This window comes from Shewanella sp. 5S214 (assembly GCF_041439795.1).
In the GTDB taxonomy this organism is placed as follows: domain Bacteria; phylum Pseudomonadota; class Gammaproteobacteria; order Enterobacterales; family Shewanellaceae; genus Shewanella; species Shewanella vesiculosa.
Map to the genome: position 1 here is coordinate 1 of NZ_JBGOOV010000045.1, position 22003 is coordinate 22003.

The 22003-nt window shown below is 39.0% G+C and carries 20 protein-coding genes and 1 pseudogene; 15 read left to right on the top strand and 6 right to left on the bottom strand.

Annotation, left to right across the window (positions count from 1 at the left end; genetic code table 11):
* Positions 1–232 precede the first annotated feature (232 nt).
* On the bottom strand, positions 233–463 hold the full coding sequence (locus ACED29_RS20175; protein WP_347690972.1) for a hypothetical protein: 231 nt from the start codon (positions 461–463) through the stop codon (positions 233–235).
* A gap of 549 nt (positions 464–1012) precedes the next feature.
* Here ACED29_RS20175 and ACED29_RS20180 point away from each other — a divergent pair.
* On the top strand, positions 1013–1459 hold the full coding sequence (locus tag ACED29_RS20180) for an Hsp20 family protein (protein ID WP_371698565.1): 447 nt from the start codon (positions 1013–1015) through the stop codon (positions 1457–1459).
* Between the two features lie 162 nt (positions 1460–1621).
* Here ACED29_RS20180 and soxR read toward each other — a convergent pair whose 3' ends face one another.
* A complete protein-coding gene (gene soxR, locus ACED29_RS20185; RefSeq protein WP_124016046.1) occupies positions 1622–2068 on the bottom strand; it encodes a redox-sensitive transcriptional activator SoxR in 447 nt (148 codons plus the stop codon).
* Between the two features lie 102 nt (positions 2069–2170).
* Between soxR and ACED29_RS20190 the strand changes: the two genes are divergently transcribed.
* On the top strand, positions 2171–2593 hold the full coding sequence (locus tag ACED29_RS20190; protein WP_182742860.1) for a VOC family protein: 423 nt from the start codon (positions 2171–2173) through the stop codon (positions 2591–2593).
* Between the two features lie 158 nt (positions 2594–2751).
* On the opposite strand, the gene pepE is transcribed toward ACED29_RS20190, so the two are convergent.
* Positions 2752–3459: a dipeptidase PepE gene (gene pepE, locus ACED29_RS20195; protein ID WP_371698568.1), complete on the bottom strand. Its 708-nt coding sequence runs from the start codon at positions 3457–3459 to the stop codon at positions 2752–2754.
* A 267-nt stretch (positions 3460–3726) separates the two neighbouring features.
* Here pepE and htpX point away from each other — a divergent pair, with 267 nt between their 5' ends.
* The 6 genes from htpX to ACED29_RS20225 all read left to right on the top strand — a co-directional run bounded on the left by htpX (position 3727) and on the right by ACED29_RS20225 (position 11258).
* Positions 3727–4590: a protease HtpX gene (htpX, locus tag ACED29_RS20200; RefSeq protein ID WP_124016043.1), complete on the top strand. Its 864-nt coding sequence runs from the start codon at positions 3727–3729 to the stop codon at positions 4588–4590.
* 295 nt (positions 4591–4885) lie between these two features.
* Positions 4886–7402: a bifunctional diguanylate cyclase/phosphodiesterase gene (locus ACED29_RS20205; protein WP_124016042.1), complete on the top strand. Its 2517-nt coding sequence runs from the start codon at positions 4886–4888 to the stop codon at positions 7400–7402.
* A 707-nt stretch (positions 7403–8109) separates the two neighbouring features.
* The gene (locus tag ACED29_RS20210; RefSeq protein WP_124016041.1) at positions 8110–8982 is read left to right on the top strand and encodes a 6-carboxytetrahydropterin synthase; all 873 of its coding nucleotides are present in this window, start codon (positions 8110–8112) and stop codon (positions 8980–8982) included.
* Positions 8983–9108: 126 nt separating this feature from the next.
* The gene (locus ACED29_RS20215; protein WP_371698576.1) at positions 9109–9933 is read left to right on the top strand and encodes a M23 family metallopeptidase; all 825 of its coding nucleotides are present in this window, start codon (positions 9109–9111) and stop codon (positions 9931–9933) included.
* 145 nt (positions 9934–10078) lie between these two features.
* Positions 10079–10480, top strand: a complete 402-nt coding sequence (locus ACED29_RS20220; protein ID WP_371698569.1) for a GFA family protein — start codon at positions 10079–10081, stop codon at positions 10478–10480.
* 112 nt (positions 10481–10592) lie between these two features.
* Entirely contained in the window at positions 10593–11258 is a 666-nt protein-coding gene (locus ACED29_RS20225; protein ID WP_124016038.1) for a DUF3047 domain-containing protein, read from the top strand.
* A 637-nt stretch (positions 11259–11895) separates the two neighbouring features.
* Here ACED29_RS20225 and cls read toward each other — a convergent pair.
* Complete coding sequence (cls, locus tag ACED29_RS20230) at positions 11896–13350, bottom strand: cardiolipin synthase (RefSeq protein WP_182698796.1); 1455 nt, start codon at positions 13348–13350, stop codon at positions 11896–11898.
* Positions 13351–13666: 316 nt separating this feature from the next.
* Here cls and ACED29_RS20235 point away from each other — a divergent pair, with 316 nt between their 5' ends.
* A complete protein-coding gene (locus ACED29_RS20235; RefSeq protein WP_371698570.1) occupies positions 13667–14533 on the top strand; it encodes an endonuclease/exonuclease/phosphatase family protein in 867 nt (288 codons plus the stop codon).
* Positions 14534–14818: 285 nt separating this feature from the next.
* Here the strand turns inward: ACED29_RS20235 and ACED29_RS20240 are convergent, their stop codons facing one another.
* Positions 14819–15652, bottom strand: coding sequence for a LysR family transcriptional regulator (locus ACED29_RS20240; RefSeq protein ID WP_124016035.1), 834 nt, complete (start codon positions 15650–15652; stop codon positions 14819–14821).
* A 108-nt stretch (positions 15653–15760) separates the two neighbouring features.
* On the opposite strand from ACED29_RS20240, the gene ACED29_RS20245 reads away from it, so the two are divergent.
* The gene (locus ACED29_RS20245) at positions 15761–16966 is read left to right on the top strand and encodes a YbfB/YjiJ family MFS transporter (RefSeq protein WP_259395694.1); all 1206 of its coding nucleotides are present in this window, start codon (positions 15761–15763) and stop codon (positions 16964–16966) included.
* Positions 16967–16999: 33 nt separating this feature from the next.
* Positions 17000–17509, top strand: coding sequence for a signal peptidase II (gene lspA / locus ACED29_RS20250; RefSeq protein ID WP_182698792.1), 510 nt, complete (start codon positions 17000–17002; stop codon positions 17507–17509).
* Between the two features lie 201 nt (positions 17510–17710).
* Here the strand turns inward: lspA and ACED29_RS20255 are convergent, their stop codons facing one another.
* Positions 17711–19456 (bottom strand): diguanylate cyclase, encoded by a 1746-nt coding sequence (locus tag ACED29_RS20255; protein ID WP_371698572.1) that lies wholly within the window; start codon positions 19454–19456, stop codon positions 17711–17713.
* Positions 19457–20087: 631 nt separating this feature from the next.
* Between ACED29_RS20255 and ACED29_RS20260 the strand changes: the two genes are divergently transcribed.
* From ACED29_RS20260 to ACED29_RS20275, 4 genes and pseudogenes are all read left to right on the top strand, one after another.
* Positions 20088–20288: a hypothetical protein gene (locus ACED29_RS20260; protein ID WP_371698574.1), complete on the top strand. Its 201-nt coding sequence runs from the start codon at positions 20088–20090 to the stop codon at positions 20286–20288.
* Positions 20289–20538: 250 nt separating this feature from the next.
* Complete coding sequence (locus tag ACED29_RS20265; RefSeq protein ID WP_371698577.1) at positions 20539–20820, top strand: RHS domain-containing protein; 282 nt, start codon at positions 20539–20541, stop codon at positions 20818–20820.
* 15 nt (positions 20821–20835) lie between these two features.
* Positions 20836–21351 (top strand): annotated as a pseudogene (locus tag ACED29_RS20270) (RHS repeat-associated core domain-containing protein); the annotation flags it as partial.
* Between the two features lie 9 nt (positions 21352–21360).
* Positions 21361–21702 carry a hypothetical protein gene (locus ACED29_RS20275; protein ID WP_371698575.1) on the top strand — a complete coding sequence of 114 codons (342 nt, stop codon included), beginning with the start codon at positions 21361–21363 and terminating at the stop codon, positions 21700–21702.
* Positions 21703–22003 lie beyond the last annotated feature (301 nt).

Below are 22003 nucleotides of genomic sequence, written 5' to 3' on the forward strand. Positions count from 1 at the left end.
CCTAATTGACTTGAAAGAGTCGTGAAACAGCCCGCTATTATGTAGCGGGCTTTTTACGTCTGTAACTTAAGATATTTAAGACTGGTAGGATACTACTGTGCGTAATTCAGAAAAATATCTGAATTTTATCTGTAAAACCAACTGACTATTAGTCTTTATAACTCATAACTGCTGCTTTGCTCGCATTAAAATAGTCTGCAATTGACTCGATGCTAATAGTGTTCAAAACAACTTATGCATTATTAATTTTTTGTTTTAGATCGTATGCGTCTTCGGTTACAACACGCTCAAGCACTTCAATCCGTTTACGTAGGGCGCTTATTTCATCATGTAGGGCTTTATTGTTGGTTGCTTGGTCTGTTGTGGCACGAACTTGGCGCTCTCTAAGTTTCATTATGCTCACGATAAAACTGCCCAAAATAGCCAAAATTGGGATCAGTAATGCCATTGTTGCTGGGTTCATAAAATGTCCTTATTAGTCTTATTAAATAGCCTGTTACTTTGCTAACTTCGTTAAATTAACCTGCAATAGACCAGCTATTAACGCTTCATTTTGCTTTATGAGTAAAACAGATGATTAGTTTGATAGTGGTTAACGTCTAAATTTATGATCTTTATCACCATATGCTCATCTCTTATCCCGAGTGCAGATTGATGTGTTTTTTTGTCTATTATTGTGACGACTTCAATCAAAATTACCAGTGACAAAAGTCATCATTGTGAAATCAACTTAATACCACTGATTATTATCTAAAATAGTTATTTTTTAGTTCACTGATTTTATGGTCTATTTTATGATTTTTATGACTTTAATATTATTTTTTTCACCTGCGACACTTGTTATATTTTCAGTCATCCATATATATAATTATGTAGCAGGAACGATTAACGAAATGCTCGATTGAGGTTTCAGTAAACTTGCTAACACAGTGCCGAAAGGACTGTAAACTCGTAACACCACTAACATAAACAGTGGTCATTTTTACATATTGCTTTAGACAAGGGTATGAACATGCGTAATTTTAATATTTCTCCAGATTTAACTCCTCTTTATCGAAGTGCGATTGGTTTTGATCGTTTAGCGCAACTTGCTGAACATGCAGCAGCCAATAATGCTAACACTGGTTATCCTCCTTATAATATTGAGCTTTTAGGTGAAAACCGTTATCGGATCACTATGGCTGTTGCAGGTTTTTCTATGTCTGAATTAGATATCATGAGCGAAGGCGAAAAATTGTTAGTTAAAGGCAATAAGACTGCTAAAAGTGACGAACGAAAATATTTACATCAAGGCATTGCTGAACGAGGCTTTGAACGCACTTTCCAACTAGCTGATCATGTGCGAGTGATTGGGGCGGACTTAGAACACGGTTTACTCAATATCGATTTGATTCGTGAAATTCCAGATGCGATGAAACCACGTAAAATTGATATTGTCGCAACAAACACGCTCGGCTAAACCTTTATTGTTAGCTTGGTGTATATGTGGCTTAAGTGTAATCTAATATTTAAGCCATATTCACAACCTTTAGTGTTATCTCCCTCCCCCATTTTTAGCTTATTGCTTACGCCTAGTTTTTACACTAGGCTTTTTTGTGTTCAGAATTTATTAGTCTAATCGTTATTCTGTGTCTTGGTTGTTTAATAGCACCGGTCCTGGCCCTTGTTTAGCGAGCAAATCATCAGGATTATACAGTGGACAGTTTTTCATCGATAAACAACCACAACCAATACATCCTTCTAATAAGTCTTTTAATTTTTGCATCTTAATAATCCTTTGGGTTAGTGATTGTTTCCAAGCATTGGATAAATCAGCCCAATCTTCTTTAGTCGCTGTTCTTCCACTGGGTAGACTCGCGAAAGCAAGGTGTATTTCATCAAGTGATATCCCTAATTGCTGCGCCGCTTTAATGAGCGATATTCGCCTAATAACGTCTCGTGCATAACGACGTTGATTGCCTTGATTTCGCCAACTACTGATTAAGCCCTTTTGTTCATAGAAGTGGATAGCGGACACATTGATCCCACAACGCTTTGCAACTTGGCCAACACTTAATTCTGCTTCCATTATTATTCCAACTATTTTTTATCATTTTGGCAAAAATAATCCTTTACCTCAAGTTAACTTGAGGTATTAAGCTGTGTTGAATTATTAATAAGGAGATAAGAGATGCGATTAGAACATTTAAATTTAGTAGTGAATGACTTAGATGAGTCATTAGTATTTTATAAAGCCGCATTTCCGCATTGGCGAGTGCGTGGTGGTGGCGAAGCTATTTGGCATGGTACACCAAGAAAATGGCTACATTTTGGTGATGATTATCATTATTTGTCGTTAAATGATTCGGGGACAGGGAAAGCTCGCGATCTTAAAAGTAATGCATTAGGTTTGGCACACTTTGCCTATGTAGTCGATAACATTGATGCATTAGTGGCAAGATTGGCCTTGGTCGGTTTTGAGGTGGCGATCATCGGTGGTCATGACCCCTTTTATAAAAGTCGCTACTTTATAGACCCGAACGGGTTTGAAGTCGAATTTGTTGAATACTTAACCGACATACCTAGTGAACGAAATCAGTATGATACTGAGTAACTAGTAACTGTTCATACTAAGTATTAATCAGCAAACAGTCGCCAGTAACTTTTAATGGCCAATCACTCAACATTAACTGCCATTGAGCTTATAGATAAAGCTCAATGGTTTAGTGGATTTTAGTAAGTTATCGATAAGTATCTGTACAGATAGCTCAATTATAAGTAATCAGATAAATCGCTATTAGCCGCTATCTCTACTTCTTGTTGCTTACCATGGAATAAGTAAGCTACTTCATTGCCAATTAACCGTAATGTTTCATCTTGACGCCATAGGGCGCTGCCTTCTTGGATTCCGATAACCGGCGTTAAAGGATCAACTAAGGTAAATTCTAACAAGCGTTGCGCGCGCGTTTCACCATTATGACCCGGCTGCTGGTAATTAGTGTAATGCGGATTTAATTGAAACGGCAGTATACCTAAGGCGGTAAATGATGGTGGTTCAACAATTGGCATATCATTGGTGGTACGAATGCTGGCTCCAGTAATGTTTGAGCCAGCACTCCAGCCAATGTACGGCATACCACTTTGTACTTGTTCACGGATTAAATGGACTAAGTCGTAACGATATAATTCGTTAAGTAATTGAAATGTATTACCACCGCCAACCAAAATTCCGGCCGCATCTTGAATTGCTTGTTTTGGGTCGGCAAATTGATGAATGCTATTAATGGTTATTGACAGAGGTTCAAGTGCAGTCTGTACTTTTGTCAAATAATCATCGTAGCTAACACTGACTCCCGCATAGGGAATAAATAGCCACTGTTGCCCAGGTTGGGTTAATGGACGAATAAGCTCGACAGCATGAGTTAAATAAGCAGAGTTACCGACGCGTGAAGCACTCAGCATTAACGCATTAATGGTCATAAAAAGTCCTTTTTGTTCATTGTTTTCGACAGTTTAACAAAGATTAACCATTGTCGACACAGAGTTTGTTTTTGGCGGTTATTTTTCAGTTTCAATTAATCAAACCTCCCTAGACTCAGCTCGCTTGAATTTCAAGTCTCTGTTTTGTCAGCTCATAAAAGAGTATAAATTTTTTTTAATACAACTAAGCTTGAATTTAATTTTTTTGGACATATTATGTCTTTAGTAACAATGAAAAATCGGCACTTTTGCCATACAGGAGCTTAAATGAAGCGTATATTTTTGTTGATCGCAACCAACTTTGCCATATTACTGGTTGCTTCAATTGTAATGTCTATTCTTGGGGTTAATACCTCAACAATGGGTGGACTGTTAGTATTTGCTGCCATTTTTGGTTTTGGTGGTTCGTTTATCAGTTTAGCCATTTCAAAATGGATGGCCAAGAAAACCATGGGTTGCGAAGTCATCACCCATCCTCGTGATAATATGGAGCGTTGGTTAGTTGAAACAGTTGCACGCCAAGCTGAAAAGTCTGGTATTAAGATGCCTGAAGTTGCTATATACCAGTCACCTGAAATGAACGCCTTTGCTACAGGCCCAAGTAAAAACAATGCCTTAGTCGCAGTGAGTTCAGGTTTGCTTTATGGCATGACTCAAGATGAAATTGAAGGCGTACTTGCACATGAAGTCAGCCATGTGGCAAACGGCGATATGGTGACTTTAACCTTAATCCAAGGCGTCGTGAACACCTTTGTTATTTTTGCTGCACGTGTTGTCGCTGGCATTATTAACAATTTTGTTTCTAGCAATGATGAAGAAGGTGAAGGCCTAGGCATGTTTGCTTATATGGCTGTGGTATTTGTGCTTGATATGTTGTTTGGCATTTTAGCTTCAATGATTGTGGCTTACTTCTCACGTATTCGTGAGTTTAAGGCCGATGAAGGGGCGGCGCGATTAGCAGGTAAAGGCAAAATGATTGCTGCGTTAGAGCGTTTACGCCAAGGTCCTGAATCTGGTGCTATGCCAGCTCAAATGTCGGCTTTTGGAATTAACGGTAAACGTTCAATGGCTGAGCTAATGATGAGCCACCCTCCATTAGAAAAACGTATTGCGGCACTGAAAAATAGCTAATATTCAGAAAATTATCGGGTTTATGTCGGTAAAATAGAAAGGGAGCCTTTGGGCTCCTTTTTTGTTTTTTATGCATTAGGAATGATTGAATTGGGAGCTTTAATCGGTTACTTGTAGTGGGTTATTGCATTAATCACTCTAATCGATGACATATTGTTGTTTTATCACACCCAATAGGATAGTTTCAGATCTGATCTCGCAATAATATTGCAAATAATGTCGATAAGCATACTCTTAATGTATACAAATATGCTTATAAGAACATGAGTCAACCCACACTATTCAGGAAATTGATATGCTGAAAAAAGCTATTTCTCAAGCGCAATTAAGAGAATGGCAGCTAGAAATAAACGATATTTCTGCCGAGTTTCGTCTTGCTATCATTTTTTATCAGGCCAATATTGAACTGAGTATTGATGTTATTTGCACAAGTCAAAATATTGATAAAAATACCCAGCAACAGCATGAGTCTAGTGTATTACAACATCTCAAAGCGACCCTCACGCATAATGTCACCACCCTCGATCAGCACTCGTGTGTCTACCACAAGCTTATTCGTTCAGCCCAAGGTACTATTATTGGCGTGATAAGCTTTAGCACTCAAGAGAAGCCGCCGTCTGAAGAGGTATTAAATCAAGCCTTATCGGCTATGCAAATACGCATAGCCGATATGCTAAGTAATGCAATCCGCTATTATATAAGCTCATTAACGATCGATTCTCATGCGAGTAAGCCAGTGTCTCTTGATGTTGATTTACAATCCTTTATTGATGCTTTTGAAGAGCATATTTGGGTAAAAGACACCAATGGGCAATATGTTTCATGTAATAAAAGTGTAGAGAGAGCTTGGCGAAAATCAAAAGAGCAAATTCTGGGGAAGACCGACTTTGATTTATTTGATCAACGCACTGCAAATGAATTTATTGAGAGCGATAAATTAGCCATCAATAGCGGAGCTTCCGTAGTGGTGTCTGAATGTGAAGAAGTCGACGTCAACTTTAATAAAGTCTGGCTCGAAACCATTAAAGCCCCAATTAGCAATGCTCAAGGCAAATTAACTGGGGTTATTGGAATGACCCGTAATATTGCCAAGCACAAAGAGGCTGAAGAACAACTTATTCTAGCCGCGAGTGTGTTTCAAAATGCTGTAGAAGGTGTAGTGATAACCAACAGTGATGGAAATATTACTGAAGTTAACCAAGCCTTTACTGATATAACGGGTTACAGTCGTGAAGAGGTATTAGGTAAAAATCCGAGATTACTTAATTCCGGTCGTCATCCAAAAAGCTTCTTTGAGCGTTTGTGGAATACGTTACTTGTTCAAGGTAAATGGCATGGTGAAATTTGGAATCGTCGCAAACATGGGGCGATATTTCCACAAAAGATCACTATAAGTGCCGTTTTAGATAAACAAAATATCATTCAGTATTATGTGGCAGTATTTGCCGATATTTCTGCTCAAAAACAAAATGAAGAAAAATTAAAAAATTTAGCCTATTTTGACCCGCTGACACAGCTCCCAAACAGAATGCAATTTATGTCATTGCTTGAGCAAGAGGTTAATCACTCTCATCGGGCCAAAAAGCAGCTGGCGATTGTGTTTTTAGATATCGACTTTTTTAAGCACATTAATGACAGTCTAGGTCATGTTATTGGCGACGAAATTTTAGTTGAGTTAGCTAAACGTTTATCTTACGCCTTATCTGATTTTGATGTATTAGCTCGTCTAAGTGGTGATGAATTTGTCATCATGCTGCCTAGTATTATGGGGACAGATTCTGTCACCTCATCAATTGATCGCATTCGCAGCGTGTTTGAGCGTCCGTTTATACTGGATAATTCTCAATCTGTAAGGCTAACTGCCAGTATGGGCGTTGCTATCTACCCCAGCGATGGCGATGACCATGACAGCTTATTACGAAATGCTGACTCCGCTATGCACCGTGCTAAATTGGATGGACGAAATAATTACGCTTTTTATACCGAGTCCATGACCAAACAAGCAGCAGAACAATTAAAACTGCAAACGGCATTGCATCAAGCATTAGTTAATGAAGATTTTTATCTAATGTATCAACCAAAGGTTAAGCTATCCGATTTAAAACCAAATGGTTTTGAAGCCCTTATTCGCTGGCACGATACGGCTCTAGGTCAAATTTCTCCTGCTGAATTTATTCCATTAGCCGAGAAGATTGGTTTGATTTGGGACATTGGTTTATGGGTATTAAAAACTGCCTGTTTGCAGGGGGTAGAGTGGTTAACACAAGGCAAAACATTTGAACGTATTTCCGTTAATGTGGCGAGCTTACAGCTACAAAGGAATGATTTTGTTGATAAAGTACGTTCTATTTTATTAGAAACGGGATTACCTGCGAAACATTTGGAATTAGAGGTCACCGAATCTTGTATGATGAATGATCCTGATGCAATTATTCGTGATTTGAAATTATTAGGTGCTATGGGAATAGCCTTGAGTATCGACGATTTTGGTACAGGTTACTCTTCTCTGAATTATCTCAAAAAGTTACCAATTGATAAGCTAAAAATCGATCAATCATTTGTGCGAGACATTCCTCATGATACCAATAACACCGCCATAGCTAAGGCGGTAATTGCATTGGGTCATGCCCTGAATTTACAGATTATTGCAGAAGGGGTGGAAACCGTCGAACAAGCCGATTTTTTGCGGCTTAATGGCTGTGATTTGGTTCAAGGATATCTGTATAGCAAACCGCGACTACCACAAGATCTTAACGAGTTTTTACCTACGATCCGTAACAGCAATTTACCTAATGAAATTAAAGTAAAGTAACAAAAATGCAGCTTACAGAGTGTGTAAGCTGCTTTGCCATTAACATTACGACTTTTAGTACTGCATTAAGCGTAAATATCTAGGTTCACCGATGTTGAATCACAGTTGGCCATTTCGGTGTTATCACCATTATAAATACTGCTTGAAGCATCAGCTAAACGTGTTTATAGAGTAATTTTGTTGCAATTTATTAGTCTGTTAGAAGCTTGGTCTCTATCATCCAACATTTGCGCTGCTCTGGTATATAAAATAAACCGTTTATCTCGAACAACCTGTGATCACCTGAGATAAAAAGATCCTAGTTAATGTTTTATGTAAATGCATTAATTCATTGCTCACTACATTAAAACATCCTCCTCCTTTGGGTGTCGTAATTCCCCTCGCAAGCTTTTATCTCGATTCAGGTCTATTACTACGATTAGACTAATTTATTACATTTATCTTCGATGTTTACTCGCTCATAGCTTGGCTTTTGTTTAGAATGTCGTTGATATCATTTAGAGTATCAACGTGACCTTTTACTGGCATTGAATCGATTGGCGGGTTATGACTCATTGCGAATAGCATGTGGTAATTCCCCCGTGAATATTAGACTAAGAGTTGATAGTCGGATAAATGCTGATCACGTAAGATAGACCTTCCACTGGCATGCGCCGTTAGGAATACATTTATACTGAGGTGGACTGTTTTTCTGCCTAGGAGCATTAATGCAACTGTTTGTAAAAGATTTAACTGTAATCGATTTTTCTTACCTTTGTCCTGTTCGAGGCATGGTTGGTGAAAGCTGGATTGTCGATGTGCTATTAGATGGTGGCTTGGATGAGCAAAATATGGTGCTCGATTTTGGCAAGGTTAAACGCATCATCAAAAACACCATTGATGATGTAGCCGATCATCGCCTGTTAATCCCTACTGCTTGTAGCGAAGTGCGCTGGCAGCAGAAGGGCGACCGGGTCTGGATGGATTTTAGCAGTGACAAAGGTGACATACATTTAGCCTGTCCTTCACAAGCATTTGCGCTTATTCCTTCAGAAGTGATTGACTATGAAAGCGTCAATGACTTTTTGAAGAAAGCCTTACGTGAAGTGTTACCGGAAAATGTCCAAGGCATCAGCCTCACATTACGCAGCGAAGTGCTCGATACCCCGTTTTACCATTACAGCCACGGATTACGCAAGCATGACGGCAACTGTCAGCGGATTGCCCATGGTCATCGTAGCCCAGTAACGGTATTTGAAAATGGTATTGCAGAGCCCAAATGGGACCAATATTGGGCAGAACGTTGGCATGACATTTACCTCGGCACCGAAGAGGATTTAGTGTCGGTAAAAACCCTAGAATTGTCTAAGCAGACTAAAATCAGCGACGAAACACACTATGGTTTTCATTATGTTGCGCCTCAAGGTGATTTTCAATTAGCAATGCCTAAGCATTGCTGTGACTTAATTCCTCACGACACTACTGTTGAGATGCTTGCTGAATACATGGCAAAGACATTGGCCAGTAAAGAGCCTAAAAGTCATTTTAAAGTGATTGCTTACGAAGGTATTGGCAAAGGGGCCATTGCGGTAAGGGGTTAATCAAGTATTATTAATGGGCTGCCTTAAGGTGGCCCTTTTTTTTATCTTTTTGTCGCGATTAACAAGGAATGCGTTTCGATTATGTTATTAAAAAATACCATTTTAAAATTGATATCAACTGCAGCAATGCTGGTGGTCAGCTTTTGTGGCTTAACGGCTAGTTCGTTTGCCGCTGTGACCTTTCAAGGCCAGTTTGAACAAGGTGCTTTAGTGCGCGGGGCTGTGCCAGCCGGCAGTAAGGTTTTGTTGAATGATCAAGCAGTAAAAGTCACCCCAGACGGTCAGTTTGCTATAGGGTTTGATAGAGACGCGAAAAAAGACCAAGTATTTAAAGTGATCTACCCAGACGGATTAACAGAAATTAAGCCGTTAAAAATAGCCGCAAGAGACTACAAAATTGATCGGGTCACCGGCATAAGCCAGAAAATAATGAAACCAGATCCCGTCGCTCAAGCGAGGGCTGCTAAAGATGCTAAACAAACTCGTGCAGCCAGAGACTTATTTAGTCAGCAAGATGCATTTATGCAAAGCTTTATTTGGCCTGTAACAGGCAGAATTTCAGGGGTATATGGTAGTCAGCGCATATACAATGACGTACCCGGAAATCCACATTTTGGGGTTGATGTTGCCCGCCCAACAGGCACTGTAGTGGTTGCGCCTGCAGACGGCGTTATAACCTTAGCTGAACCCGACATGTTTTATTCTGGTGGCACTGTGATTATTGATCACGGCTATGGGGTGAGCTCAACATTTTTACATTTAAGTAAACTGTATTTAAAAGTGGGTGACAAAGTAGCACAAGGCAATAAAGTCGCTGAAATTGGCGCGACAGGTCGAGTGACTGGGCCACATTTAGATTGGCGCTTAAACTGGTTCCAAATGCGCTTAGACCCTGTGTCGATTGTGCCGTCTATGGCGACTGTGTTAGCCGCTCAGAAAGCGGCTAAGTAGTGTTTGCTGTATAGAGTCAGAGCCTTTTTGACTCTATAACCAACAGCTTTACGGGTATCTGTAGAGCATTATTTATGCCTCTTTGAGCCATAGCTTCAGCTGCGCGACTCACTATTTTCTGCTTACTGCATAAAGGAAGCTAGTTATGATAAAGCGAGTTGGCAACATCGAGATCCAACTGAAACACAAAGCCACATGTCATTGTGGTGCTGTTGAACTTGAACTTACGCTACCCAATGGTCTTGAAAATCCGAGACGATGCGATTGTTCAATTTGTCGCAGAAAAGGGGCGATTGTTGGTTCCGTTAAGCTGGATGGTATTCGAGTGGTAAAAGGTCAAGAGGTGTTGAGGCTTTATCAATTTAATACTCATACTGCAAAGCATTATTTTTGCTCACTCTGCGGTATTTACACTCATCATCAACGACGTTCAAACCCAACTGAATATGGCTTTAATATTGGGTGTTTAGAAGGTGTTAATCCATTTGAGTTAGGTCACATTGTCACTGGCGATGGTATCAATCATCCTGCCGATCGGAATGTTTAATATTACGTCCATATTAGCCAGTAATTATCATGGATATCTCCATTGGTTATTAATGGTAATATTTTGTCAGCTTTAGACGTAATGTGACTGAGTGTTATGATAGGAGATCGCAATGCTGCGATGGTTTATATTATTGATTAGCGTCATCGTGTGTTTGAACGTGAATGCTACTATCAATCTGACGTCATTAAGTGAAAAGGGCATAGATAAGTGGCACCCTAAAGTGTTTTCCGGTAAATCAATTTACTCCATCGTTGAGTATAAAGGGCGTTTGGCACTAAAGGCACTTAGTCATAATGCCGCGTCAGGATTAGTGTTAGAACGCCAAATTGATCTTATGGTAACGCCTTACCTCAACTGGAGTTGGCTCGTCGAAAAGCAACTGCTGCAGTTAAATGAGCGCAGTAAAAAAGGCGACGACTTTGTTGCTCGAATTTATGTGGTTATTGATGGTGGTTTTATGGTGTGGAATACCAAATCATTAAACTACGTTTGGTCGAGTAATCAAGATCAGGGCTTGGTTTGGGACAACGCTTTTGCTGGCTCAAGTGTTAAAATGCTCTCTATTAGAGGTAAGGAAGCGCAGAAGGGCAGATGGTATCCACAAAAGCGCAATGTATACCAAGACTTGATTGAAACCTTTGGTGATAAAGGCAGTGATACCGCTAATCGTAAAGCCTATCAATACATCGATATCATCGCGATAATGACCGACACAGATAACAGTGGTAAACAAGCTGAATCTTATTATGCAGACATCATATTTAGTGAAGAATAGAAACTTATTAATTAGCTGTTTAAATAAAATAAATTCAATAAATACAATGATTCGCAGTGTATTATTGCTAGTCATTAAGTCATTAAGTCATTAAGTCATTAAGTCATTAAGTCATTAAGTCATTAAGTCACTTTAACGATTTTTGAAAAGTATAACGTTCTGATTTACATGTTAAGGGTTAACTTATTTTAGCAAGGAAGATTGATGAAAATGAAAAAATGGCTGCGGAAAATTACCGCAATATTATTTAGGCGTATTTCTACTGCTTGGTCCTGAGTTAGCCGCTTTGGCCTTGTTTATTGATTTTGTCAGTCTTGATGTTTTCTTATTACTTATTGAAGTACAGATAGTGGCAATGAGTGGTTATTATTTTCACACTTGGTTTAAGCCAATATTGATGCCGATTTATCGCTTATTACTTAACTGTGATCCATATTTTTTTATTCCAACAAGGGCCCTAGTGAACAAGTATCCAATGGTTTTGTGCCATACAGTCCCCTTTTTAATCTTGTCCATTATCTGTGCCACAGTTGCTAAGCCTATTATTGATATGAGTGACATTTACTAAGTTACAGTTACTGATAGCTCGTGCAGATGATATAGCCCTGATTCAACCGCCAGCTTATCGTATCGACCGTTATAGCAGTGGACTAAAAAAGTAAAAAAATTGTTCCACTAATCGTTTGAACAACGGTCGTTTGCGCCACTCCCGCGCATCCATTTTAATTGAATTGGCCATATATTGATGTTGGACTTGACTGAGAGATTGAGTAAATTCTAAATTTTCTACAGAAAGCGTCACTTCGAAATTGAGCCACAAACTGCGCATATCAAGGTTAACCGTACCGATTAAGCAGTGGTGCAGATCGATTACCACTGATTTTGTATGCAAAAAACCGCCACAAAAACGATGAATATTCACCCCTGAATTGAGTAATTCACCAAAGAATGATCTGCTTGCCCATTCCACCATCAGTGAATCATTTTTATCGGGGATAATTAAGTTAACTTGCACACCGCGCAATGAGGCAGCGGTTAATGCAAACAGTAGGTTCTCACTGGGTACAAAATAAGGGCTAGTGATGGTGATACTGTGTTTGGCTTGATAAATACTCAGTAACAACACCTGCTGGATCATGTCCTCTGGCATGCCGGGTCCAGAAGGAATAACTTGCACCATATCAGATTTTTTATGCCCATCTGGGTGATAATCTGGTGGCTCGGGTAAAATTCTTTGGTCAGTTTCAGTTTCCCAATCCCACGCAAAAATACAATTAAGTACTGGCACATTAGAACCGGTAATTCTTACCATGACATCGACCCATTCACCCACGCCAGCGCTTTGGTTAAAATATTTAGGGTCGACTAAGTTCATGGAGCCTGTATATCCGATTTGGTTATCGATCACCACTATTTTACGGTGAAGTCGCAGGTCGAGTCGGCGAAAGAACATCCGTATCGGAGAAACTGACAACGCCGAGACAATAATAACGCCACCATCACGCATCCGTTTTGGCCACTGGCTTTTAAAAAATGTTCGACTGCCCGCGGCGTCGAGCAATATTTTTACTGCAATCCCACGTTCTGCTGCATCAATCAGTGCTTGGGCAACCTGGTCTGCCAGTCCGCCTGGATACCAAATATAGAACTCGAAATGAATTGATGTCTGCGCTTGTTGGATATCTTGCAGTAAGGTCGTTAAAATTGTTTCTGGTGATGATTTAAGGGTTAGTTGGTTGTTTGACAACGTCGGAATACCAAGGCGGTTTTCGCATAACTGGCTAATGTTAATCGTATAGTCATTTACATTTTGCGGACGAAATTGATGAGTTGTAAACAGTCGACTGAACCATTTTCGATAGGGCGTGTACATTTCTTTGGCCCTGACGGCCCGCTTTTTCCCAAGGTTCATCTCACCCACGAGTAAGTAAAGCACAACGCCTAGGATGGGGATCACATAGATAAGCATCATCCAAGCTAACGAAACCCCGACGGATCGCCTTTTATAGACAATACGGGCGGTGATCCCGGCAATAATTAACCAATAGGCTAATACGCTGATTATCGTTAATATTTTGTAAAGCTCAACCATAGCTAGCCAGTAGACCAATCATGTAGAAAAAACATGCACTTATCATATCAGCTTTTTAAAAGATTTGATTTACCCTCATCCATCTGTCTAGCTGGGTATATTAAACCGTTTGTTTTATTATAGTGGGGCCTGTGTTAATGATATTAGCCTTGATTAAATCAGTAGCAATAAAATGAGCATTGTTGAAGCTCAGGTTATTTAAGTTGTTGTTAAGCAGGTTAATGTCATTCAAGCTCTTGTCGAGTTTTTAGACATTATTTCAAATCATTAGAGGGAGATCGCAATCGCTATTTTTCGCTCAAAGTCAGCATCCCCATTGCAACCTAAGCATAAACTGCTCAGGCTTATTCTATGGAGCAGTATTGTTGTCGTCATACTTTCAATGGCGACAGCTAGCCTTATGGCACAGTTTATTCACTTGGCGACAGATCCCCGGGTGATTAACAGTCCACAAGGTTCATTTACGGCTCAATGCGTTACTGCCACTCCTGAAGCGACTTTGGATATTGATGGTCAATTGGCTGTCGCGAGCTGGAATATCTATAAACAACAAAATTCCGGCTGGCAAACGTTGTTAAGCCAGTTAGCCAGCCAGAATCAGTTATTGTTGCTGCAAGAAGTGAAGTTATCAGATGAGTTTGAGCAATGGCAGCAGCAAAGTCATCATCAATTGGCAATGGTACAAGCATTTCGTCAAGGTGAGACATCACTTGGGGTGATGAACCTGTCTGAGGTTTCTGCGAGTCAAAGTTGTGGCTATTTGACGGCCGAACCATTGATACAATTCCCCAAGTCGAGCCTGTTAAGTTATTTCCCTTTGTCTAATGGTGAGACTCTGCTGGTGGCCAATTTGCACAGTATTAACTTTGAGAATGCTCTAGACAGTTATGCGCAGCAGTTACAGCAACTTCTACCCGCTTTGCAAGCTCATAAAGGGCCAATCATTTTCGGTGGTGATTTAAATACCTGGCGCCAAGCCAGATTGTCTATGTTAGCTCAAATAACCAACACATTAGGGCTTAAGGCTGTCATCCCTGTTAAAGATACTCGAACAACAGTGATGGGCTATCCCATAGATCATCTTTATTACCGAGGACTGACTTTAGAATCTGCACGGGTAATCGATACCGAAACATCAGATCATCATCCTTTGTTAGGGCAGTTTAGATTAGGCGAAAATTAACGATGTTATTTTAAAATGGCGACAAGTTTATTTGTACGTAAAACAAACCATTTTTGGGGCAGTTGGCTGTGTGATAGTTCTATCGTTCGGGAGTTAAGATCAATCCGTCCTTACTAGATTTTTAGAGCATAAGGTTGATGACCATGGAATAGTGCAGTGATTGGTGTCATTGACTTGATGTTTTGACTTGATTTTTTTGATTAAGTTATTGAGTGGTATTGTTTAATTTTTCCATTTATTTTTTGAGTTATCTAAGAGGCCCTTTGATTTAGGGCGGTAGCATCGCTATTTAGTTAACAGTTTTGCAAGAGTTAATATTCCAGCCTCTAATAGGCTACCTTTACGATAGACAATCGACAACTGAACATGCTTTGGGCCATGGCTCACTGGCGTCATAACGAGTGACTTCTCATAGCGGCTTCCTGTCACCATATTCTTGCCAATAATCGTGTAGCCCAAACCCGCGGCAATACAACCTAAAACACCATCCGCACTGCTCATCACCATGAGCTCATCATGACCTCGCCCAGCCTTTTGTTGCCAAATAAGGGCGTGTTTTCTATAGCCACAGCCTTCATCTCTGACCAATAATACCGGATCATGTTCACTGTCTAGCGGCGTGACCATGATCAATTCTTCTTTCACTATAGGGATAACAACCAGTTTTTCATGTTTAGGTGCATTACCAATCGCGGCGCAGTCAACTTTATTGTTTAGTACCGAAAACACCAGTCTGTCGCTGGTATCGGTATAAATTTTGGTGCGAATTTGAGAATGATTAAGCTTGAGTTGTTTGAGGGCCAGAGGCATGTGAACCGCTGCGAATGTTTCTGGCATACCAACTCTTAACTCATAGCTTCCTTTATTGCGTAAAATGGCTGATGTGGCCTGATATTCTAACTGCAAAATTTGATCGGCATATTCGCAAAGCTGTTGTCCACTCGCTGTTAACTGTAACTTACGACCAATAATATTAAATAGTTTGGTATCCAGCTCTCTTTCGAGCTTTCTAATTCGGTTGGTGATATTAGATTGAACCGTATGCAGTTTATCCGCTGCGCCTTTAATACCTTCTTCATCGACTACAGCTTTGAAGGTTTTTAGTGTCAAAATTTCCATATAGTTCTCTTAATAAGAAGTATTTATTCTAAATAATTCAATTTTTAAGATTAGCAGGTTAACGTATTCTTTGTTAATTATTTATAATTCAAAGTGGTTAACATGCTAATGGCGTTAACAAAATTTCGAGTATATTTTGCCGGTATCAGTAGTTTAATTGTGACTGTTGGTGTGGCTAGATTCTCCTACAGCCTGTTATTACCAATAATGCAGGATGGTGCAGGCTTAACTGAACTCGGAGGCGGTTGGCTCGCTAGCACTAATTTTATGGGGTACATGAGTGGAGTATTGCTTGCTGCTAGCCTGCATAACATGAACTATAAATACAACTTGCACCGGCTGTATCTTATATTGAGCGTGCTCACTTCAGCAGCAATGGTAATGACGACGGATATGGTCACTTGGGCGGTATTACGATTTATTGCCGGAGTTTGCGCTTCTGGTGGCTTTATTATTGCCTCTGGTTTGATATTAAAATGGTTAGTTAAACATCATCACCGTGCTGAATTAGGGATTCACTTCTCAGGTGCTGGGCTAAGTATCATCATTACGTCATTACTGGTTGAGTTCATGCTGACAATATCAGCCGACTGGCAGCAACAGTGGTTGGCATTAGCCGTTATGGCGGCAGTATTTGCCATCCCAGCATGGTTATGGATGCCACACCCTTTCATTGATGGTCAAGTAGGGGGTACGGCTAAAGATACTCCTCCAAGCAAGGTGTTTAAATCTCTGATGATGTTGGCTTATTTTTGTGCAGGTTATGGTTATGCTGTTAGCTCTACTTTTATTGTTGATATTGTCGAGAGGGTTGAAGGCTTACAAGGGCAAGGGGGATTGGCCTTTTTATTAGTTGGATTAGCAGCAACTCCAGCAGCACTTATTTGGGATCGAATTGCGCGAAGAACAGGTTATATTAAAGCGTTAATCATTGCGTATATTCTTCAGGCCATAGGGATTATTCTTCCAGCTATAAATGACAGCTTACCTGTGGTGATCTTAAGTGCATTAATGTTCGGCGGGACTTTTATCGCATGCGTTAGCATGGTATTAACAATGGCGGGTAAGTTTTATCCTAGTAACCCGGCTAAGTTTATGGGGACTATGACCTTGGCCTATGGCGCGGCCCAAATTCTTGCGCCTGTATGTACCGGATATCTTACTGAAACTTTTGGCAGTTATGATATTGGGCTATATGTCTCTGCTGCGATAGTGATGATAGGCACGCTGTTCTTGTTTGGATTATTCAGGATTGAAATAAATACTTCGGAAAAGAAAGACATCGATACACAAACTCGGTTTCTTATCGGTTAATTAGCCTATAGTCATCAATATTTTGGCGTAAACATGGACGTTCGGAAAAGACTGTTAACAATTTTTTCAGTGAGCTTTGCCTGTGTCGGCATTGATCAAGCGACTAAGTTGCTAGCATCAGAATACCTGACAAAAAATGCAATGGTCAGTTACTTTAATGACATCCTTAGAGTCGGTTTCGTTGAAAATATTGGCGCATTTCTTGGTTTGGGTAATAGCATGTCGGAGCAAGCTCGGTTTTGGCTTTTTGTGGTATTGGTAGGGATATTTTTATTAGGTTTATTGTATTATTTGTTATTAAATACCCAGCTGAATCTGCCATCTTTACTTGCACTATCACTTATTTTTTCAGGTGGTATTAGTAATTTCCATGACCGCGTGTTTAATCATGGTGCTGTGATTGATTTTCTCAATATTGGCGTTGGCAGTCTAAGAACGGGAGTTTTTAATGTCGCAGATATTGCCATTATGATAGGTGTATTTATGATTATTATTGTTCAAGGCAAAAAAGACAGCCCGGCGCTATTAACGACTAGCAAATGATCTTGCATAGCTAAGTATTGCGCTAGGCCTTGCCTGCATGTTACTTGGCTATTCTCAAGGACGCTTATTAAGCGTTAATTAAAGGCTATCAAGGCACTCAACCAAGCTGTTGAACTAAAAGACCCACTAATGAGTGTATAAGGCAATTGGATTGGTTAGTCTTAAGATTCACTCACGCAGAGGCAGATGTCATTTAGCCAGCTAAATAGGCGTCATTTTATTAACTTCTTGGTTTTTAATGGTTTGGTTTTGTGGCATGTGACAAACAACATTACGGCCACTGTTTTTGGCTTTATACAAAGCAACATCGGCAAGTTTGATTAGGTCCTCTAATTCAGTCATTTGTTCATTGTAAACCGCGACACCAAAGCTGGCAGTTACTGATAGCGGGCCAGTGTCATGTAACACTGTCATTTTTTGTATGTTTTTGCGAATGAGATCCGCGAGATTAATGGCATCTGATTGAGTAGTGTTAGGTAAGAAAATGATAAACTCTTCACCTCCCCAACGCGCTAAAATATCACTTTTTCTGATGTGTTGTTGCAATGTTTGAGCAATACTTTTAAGTACATCATCTCCAGCTGCATGACCATAATCATCATTTATTGTTTTAAACCAATCGATATCCAACAGGATTATTGAAAAGGCTTGTTGATCTCTTATACCTAAATTCCATAACGGGCTAACGGCTACAGTAAAAGCACGACGATTATATAATTCAGTTAAGTGATCTAATTGCGCGCTGACTTCAGCAGTAATACGAGCTTTATCTACCTTCTTTAAATTAAAGGCCAATGCTAAAGCTAAAATTGACATTTCAATTAACATACCTATTTCAATACTGTGAAATATCAGTGTGCTATAGGGAATAAAGCCCCAAGTAGTTGCTGCAGAGGTCGCCGCACCTCCAGCGCCGAGAAACACAGCAGGAATAAAAAACTTAACCGTATCGTGACCATTTTTTAAGACTAAAAAACCCAAAGATAAAAAAATAACCACTAATAGCGACGTCAGGGCGACACCTATATTAACGGCGAGTAATTGGTCTGCATTGAGAAATAGACTGGTGATTAACAGCATTAGGCCAGTATATACCCACTTTCTTATTTGATATATTTTAGGCGCAAACACTTTTAGTTTAAGGAATTCAAAACAAAAGGCGATACTAAAAGTGATGTAACAATATAAAAACAATATCATTAACCATTGTTGTAACAATAAGCTATTGGGCCAAATAAATTTAAAGCCATGGCCAGTATAAGCAATATTTAAACAAAAAAATGACAATAAATACAAAGAGTAGAATACATAGCTGCTATCTTTTAAACTGATAAAAAGCGTAATGTTATAAACGAAAAGTATAAAAAATGCACCATATATAAAGCCATAAAAATAACTTGAGATAATTAGGTTATCTTGTATGACGTCGTGAGTTGTTAAGTACAATGGAATCAGCAGAGGGTCTTGTGATTCAAAGCGCATAAACACCTGAGTGGTGCCTGGCTTAAACGTATATTGCTGTGACAGCATACGGGTTTTATGTTCTCGTGCATTAAACGGTAGTGTGTCACCAATAAACGCTTTATCTACAACCTTACCTTGACGCATAAAATAAAAATCAGCATGGTCTAGCCAAGCCGTATCGAGGTAAAGCACTTTTTTTATCTCTTTATCCGATGAATTATTGATTAACACAGATGCCCAAAGCGCATCATGAATAAACCCAAAACTGGCTCTTTCATCGGCATTTAGCGTGAACTTACCTTGTTTATATTGTTTAAAGGCATTCTGAAACGACAAATCCGCACTACGGTCTTGTAGAATCGTTAAGTGTTTATTAATGAATAGTTCACTAGGAACATTCGTTAATTCAATAGGTTTGCTAATAGCACCAAGACTATACAAGCATAAAAACAACAGTAGAAAACGTATAGTAAATACTCGCAAAGGTAAGGTAATAATAGATTAGTCGCTCACATATCTTTTGTCTAACTAAAGGATGACAGCAGTTAATCATGTTATTGCTAAGAATATGACGCTGAATAGCATATTGAGTAATATTTCATCACTCAAGCATCTTTGCAAAAATGTGTGATGCTGATGTGTATTTGTTGTAGGGTGAGATGATTAACGTTTTTAGCCAATTGAATATACCATTTAATATCTAGCTATGAATTTATACTACCTTTTTTGGGATCTCACCATGCATATTGACTACTTTAAAGAGCATTTTTAAATGATAATAGATCAACGCCAAGGGGAAAAGTAATCTATTGCCTTTTTTGAGATTTGTTTGGTTGGCTATTTGCTGTTATCTCTAGTGTTCAAGTATGGTCTGATACTCGTAAATACATCCTTGGATATCATAAATTTTTTAGCCAATGATCTATTCGTTAGTGAAATCGCAGGGATATAAAATTGATATACTGGATCCTTGATGTCAATATAGGTGAAGATGCATACCAAGTATATAATTCTCACAGAGCATGAAACCTGTCTTGCCTTCATCATATGAGCTCATAATATGTTATGAGCAACACCAACCAATATGAGTATCGTTGGGAAACATAATCGATACATGATGAATACATTAATACTTGATACCGTATTAAATTTAAATACAGGCTTTAATTTCAGGTTAAAAATTCGACATGCAGCATCATTGGCATTATCATCCGATGCAATAAGACCCAATAAAAACACTCATGAGGTTGTGGTTAACAACGACCGCATAATGAGTACGGCTGGCGTCGATTACCGTTATGGCGCTAGCTGGTAACCAAATTAGCTAAATCGCCTGGCGATAAATAACAATGCAGCTTTAATGGCTTAAACCAATTGGTTCAAATCAATTTTAATGGCAAGTAACGCAACACGAATATGATGCCTTAGGCCGTCGCAGCGCAAAAATCACCGAACTCGATCGCACCGACTTTATTTGGGATAATCACCAACTGATTGGCGAATGCACCTTAGGTGAATACAGCTGGTATATCTATCAGTCCGACACTTTTATACCAGTAGCACTGATTAAAGCAGGGCAGGTTTATTATTATCACCTAGACCAACTCGGCACCCCAATTTGCTTAACCGATGAAAACGCTAAAATTGTCTGGCGCAGTCAACAAGACGTGTTTGGTCAAACAATTGAAAGCGTAGATTTTGAAGATAAAGATTTTAAAGATGCGGATAATGAGCATGATGATGTTGATTATGCTGGCCAGCAAGACAAGATTACTAACCCAATTCGTTTTCAAGGCCAATACTTTGATGACGAATCAGGTTTACACTACAACCGCTTTAGGTACTAAAGCCCTGGGCAAGCTAGATTTATACACCAAGACCCGATTGGTTTAGTAGGCGGCATAAACCATTATCAGTACGCGCCTAATCCAGTGAATTGGGTGGATCCGTTTGGGTTAAGTTGTAAAGAGGGATATGCTATCGTCAGACAGTTTGAGAATGGTTTTTCAGAAGGGCATTTCACAATAGAAGTTTTCAACGCAGATTTAAGTTATTCGACACATCAAGTAATAACAGCTGATGACAGAAGTCAAACAACTATAGTTAGAGCAGGCAATTTTAATAAACAACGAGAGTCTGTTAAAGAGGCTATAATAGAGCTCCCAAATGCTATCGCTGCGATAGATTTACAGAAATCTATGAAAAATGAAAGTTTAGGGCCATATCATCCTATTGATAATAGTTGTTTATCGCATGTCATTGATGTGCTAAATCAAGGAGAAGGAAGTGAATACAATAAATCTAAAAGAGGTTATTATAAACTTTTCAAAGATAATAATTTCGAAAGATTAGATGCTCCCAATTTAGTAGATGAATAAGGTGCTTATATGGGTTTAATTAAATGTAAAGTACATGGGGAATCAGGAGTGGTTCCTTTTGTGTCAAAAAGGTTATCTGATAAGATTGCTATATCTGGCATTCATTCTTTTAAAGATTTTACTGTTTTAGAAGTTATTTTTTATGATGGCGATGACATTTTTTGTAATGATAAATATTATTTGTTGAATGATGAAGTTCCATCTGAAATTATAAAAAATAAGCCCATACTTATCCATAATGATGAAGATGAAGTAAACCTTAACACCCTAGTTGGACGTTCTTTCTTGGGTGGTGGGTGTTGTATTAAATGTTTTAATAATTTTATGAAAAGTTTAACTTACTCTAAATGAATGTAGGTGCTAAAAGATAAATTATTTCAAGCTGACTATATTTTTGGATGTTGTCAAAAGTATAACGAAAAATTAAAAATAAAAGACATTAGAGTAGTAAAAGTGTTTTATTATTTTAACTAAAGGAGATAGTTATGAAAAAATGTCCAGCAATAGTAGGCTTAAGTTTTGATGAGGAAAGTAAGCATGGAATTGCAGAGATTAATGAGATATATGATCTCACAAAAATTGGTCGGCTTGCTCTGTTAATTGGTCAGTTTTATTCAATATTTGGAGGGCTTGCAGTTAAAGTATCTTCTGG

Coding starts and splice junctions, on each gene's coding strand:
- htpX (WP_124016043.1), top strand. CDS start 3,727: ATGAAGCGTATATTTTTGTTGATCGCAACCAACTTTGCCATATTACTG.
- ACED29_RS20220 (WP_371698569.1), top strand. CDS start 10,079: ATGATAAAGCGAGTTGGCAACATCGAGATCCAACTGAAACACAAAGCC.
- ACED29_RS20225 (WP_124016038.1), top strand. CDS start 10,593: ATGCTGCGATGGTTTATATTATTGATTAGCGTCATCGTGTGTTTGAAC.
- ACED29_RS20240 (WP_124016035.1), bottom strand. CDS start 15,652: ATGGAAATTTTGACACTAAAAACCTTCAAAGCTGTAGTCGATGAAGAA.
- ACED29_RS20210 (WP_124016041.1), top strand. CDS start 8,110: ATGCAACTGTTTGTAAAAGATTTAACTGTAATCGATTTTTCTTACCTT.
- pepE (WP_371698568.1), bottom strand. CDS start 3,459: ATGACCATTAATGCGTTAATGCTGAGTGCTTCACGCGTCGGTAACTCT.
- ACED29_RS20260 (WP_371698574.1), top strand. CDS start 20,088: ATGATGAATACATTAATACTTGATACCGTATTAAATTTAAATACAGGC.
- ACED29_RS20190 (WP_182742860.1), top strand. CDS start 2,171: ATGCGATTAGAACATTTAAATTTAGTAGTGAATGACTTAGATGAGTCA.
- ACED29_RS20275 (WP_371698575.1), top strand. CDS start 21,361: ATGGGTTTAATTAAATGTAAAGTACATGGGGAATCAGGAGTGGTTCCT.
- ACED29_RS20175 (WP_347690972.1), bottom strand. CDS start 463: ATGAACCCAGCAACAATGGCATTACTGATCCCAATTTTGGCTATTTTG.
- ACED29_RS20205 (WP_124016042.1), top strand. CDS start 4,886: ATGCTGAAAAAAGCTATTTCTCAAGCGCAATTAAGAGAATGGCAGCTA.
- cls (WP_182698796.1), bottom strand. CDS start 13,350: ATGGTTGAGCTTTACAAAATATTAACGATAATCAGCGTATTAGCCTAT.
- ACED29_RS20245 (WP_259395694.1), top strand. CDS start 15,761: ATGGCGTTAACAAAATTTCGAGTATATTTTGCCGGTATCAGTAGTTTA.
- lspA (WP_182698792.1), top strand. CDS start 17,000: ATGGACGTTCGGAAAAGACTGTTAACAATTTTTTCAGTGAGCTTTGCC.
- ACED29_RS20215 (WP_371698576.1), top strand. CDS start 9,109: ATGCTGGTGGTCAGCTTTTGTGGCTTAACGGCTAGTTCGTTTGCCGCT.
- ACED29_RS20180 (WP_371698565.1), top strand. CDS start 1,013: ATGCGTAATTTTAATATTTCTCCAGATTTAACTCCTCTTTATCGAAGT.
- soxR (WP_124016046.1), bottom strand. CDS start 2,068: ATGGAAGCAGAATTAAGTGTTGGCCAAGTTGCAAAGCGTTGTGGGATC.